At 70.5% G+C, this 2,502-nt stretch carries 4 protein-coding genes; all 4 read left to right on the top strand.

The features are described from left to right. Positions 1-1,010, top strand: a 1,010-nt coding sequence (locus tag AC1HC7_RS09500; protein WP_479498965.1) for an alpha/beta fold hydrolase, incomplete at its 5' end; no start/stop codon positions are given. 39 nt (positions 1,011-1,049) lie between these two features. Then, on the top strand, positions 1,050-2,045 hold the full coding sequence (locus AC1HC7_RS09495; protein WP_479498964.1) for a sugar-binding transcriptional regulator: 996 nt from the start codon (positions 1,050-1,052) through the stop codon (positions 2,043-2,045). A gap of 52 nt (positions 2,046-2,097) precedes the next feature. Then, positions 2,098-2,343, top strand: a complete 246-nt coding sequence (locus tag AC1HC7_RS09490) for a hypothetical protein (protein WP_479498967.1) — start codon at positions 2,098-2,100, stop codon at positions 2,341-2,343. A 26-nt stretch (positions 2,344-2,369) separates the two neighbouring features. Beyond that, on the top strand, positions 2,370-2,502 hold a 133-nt coding region (locus AC1HC7_RS09485; RefSeq protein ID WP_479498966.1), incomplete at its 3' end, for a transposase.

Genomic DNA, 2,502 nt, shown 5'->3' with positions numbered 1-2,502 from the left:
CCGCCGAAGCCTGCGCGCCGCAACCGGTCCCGGCGCATGCCAGCCAAACGCCGCCGGCGCCTGACAACAGAGTCCGCGCGACGCCGCTGGCGCGGGCGCTGGCGCGGGCGGGCGGGCTTGATCTTGGCGGCGTCGCCGGGTCCGGCGCGCGGGGACGCATCCAGGCCGGGGATCTGCGCGACCGCCTGCGCGCGCCGGCGGATGCGGGCGCCTGCGCGCGCCCCGCAGCCGGCTTCGCGCCGGACACCGGGCCGCTGGCGATCACCCGCTCGCGCAGCGGGGGCGATGGCGTGGGCGACGGCGCGCCGGTGGTCCTGCTCCACGGCTTCGCCAGCGATTCGACCATCTGGGCCCCGCTGGAGCCCCATCTGAAACACCGGCCGATCATTCGCATCGACCTGCCCGGCCACGGCAGATCGCCAAAACTGCGCATCCGCGATTTCGCGGCGCTGGCGGCAACGATCCGCGACGCCTTCGACGGGCTGCGCCTGCAAAAGGCGCATCTGATCGGCCACAGCCTGGGCGGCGCCCTGGCGCTGGCGCTGGCCGACACCCGCCCCCGGGCGGTCGCCTCGCTGACCCTCATCGCCCCCGCCGGGCTCGGCCCGGACATCAACGGCGCCGCGCTCGACGGCATCACCCGCGCCGCCGGGGTCGAAAGCCTCGGCCCCTGGCTCAGGACCCTTGTGGCGGATGAACGCCTGATCACCGACGCCTATGCGCGCGCGGCCATGGCGTCGCGCGCCGACCCGGCGCTGCGGGCGGCGCAGCGCGCGCTTGCCGAGGCGCTGTTCCCGGACGGCACGCAGGCCTTCAGCCTGATCGCCGCGCTGGCGCGGCTGGACATGCCCGCGCGGATCGTCTGGGGCAGGCGCGATCCGGTCATCCCCTGGCGCCACGCGCTCGGCGCGCCGGGGCGCGCGGCGCTGCACCTGTTCGAGCGCGTCGGCCACATGCCCCAGATCGAAATCCCCGAGGAGGTTGGAAATATGCTGCGCCAGCATCTATGAAGGCGCGCCAGCAGCCATCTTTCAGCCGGGATCAGCCATATGCCAAGCGACCAGGGCCCCGAATCCAACGGATCAGCGAACGGGCCGCGCGATCACGCGCCCGTCGACCAGCACAGCCAGCTGCGCATCCGCGCCGCGTGGCTGTATTACGTCGAGGGCCTGACCCAATCCGACGTCGCCAAGAAGCTGGGCGTGAACCGGGTGATGATCACCCGCCTGCTGTCGGACGCGCGCAAGCGCGGCGAGGTCATCATCCGCATCAAGTCCGCCCTGGCGCCCTTCGTCGAGATCCAGCGCCGCCTCGAGGAACGCTACGGGCTTCGCCAGGCGATCGTGGCGCCGTTCTCCGACCCCGGCGGGGATCCGACGCGCGCCATCGCCTCCGCCGCCGGCGCCTATGTATCCGAATTGATGGCCAGCCACATGACCGTCGGCGTGGGCTGGGGGCGGACGCTGCACGCCATGCTGCCCTTCATCGAGGGCCGGCGGCTGGAGGGCGTGCGCGTCGTCTCGCTGCTTGGCGGCATCTCGCAGGCGCGCCGCTTCAATCCGGCGGAATTCGCCTGGCAATTCGCCGAACTGTTCGACGCCGAGGGGTTTCTGGTCCCGGCGCCGGCGATCGTCGATTCGGCGCAGACCCGGCACGCGCTGCTTGAACATTGCGGCCTCGACCAGATCCTGCAGATGGCCGAGACCTGCGACGCGGCGCTGCTGTCCTGCGGCGGGATATCGACGCTGACCACCTCCTACCGCCTCGGCCATGTCTCCGAGGCCGACCGCCAGTCGCTGATCGAGGCGGGCGCGGTGGGCGACATCCTCTACACCTTTCTGGACAAGACGGGCCGGCCCGTCGATCATCCGGTTAACGCGCGCTCCATATCCATTTCCATCGAAAGGCTGGCGCGCGTGGCCAACAAGGTGCTGATCTCGGGCGGGATCGAGAAAACCGAGATGATCGCCGCCACGCTGACATCGCTGCGCCCCAACACCCTTGTCACCGACGAACTGACCGCGCTGCGTTTGCTGGGCCCCTGAGGGCCGATCCGGACCGACCCGCCCCAGAGAATGTCCTTCATTTGGCGCTGGAATCCGGGGCAAGGACACGAAGCCCGAACTGTCGCTTCGCCGGGCGCTGCATGCGCGCGGCTTGCGTTTCAGGTTTCACGCGAGGAACGTCCCCGGTCGGCCCGACATCGTGCTGCCCCAGGTTCCGCGCCGTCATCCGTGTCCCTGGATGCCGTTGGCACCGGCACAAGGGCTGTCGCTACGCCACCACGCTCGCGACGCGCGACGCAACCGTTGTCCCACCGCCACCTTCCAAAACCTGAGCTGATCTGAAACTCTCGCGCGTGAAGTCATATTCGGGAGTTTCTCATTGGCCAGGAGGTTGTTCCGGATGCCAGGGGCCGCCGGCGGTGGCCGGATGAGGTGAAGGCCCTGATCGTAGCGGAGACGCTGGAGCCCGGGGCAACCGTGAATGCGGTTGCCCGGC

This window comes from Oceanicella sp. (assembly GCF_056449545.1).
The sequence above is the reverse complement of the archived record's forward strand: the minus strand, read 5'-3'. Positions and strand labels throughout refer to the sequence as shown.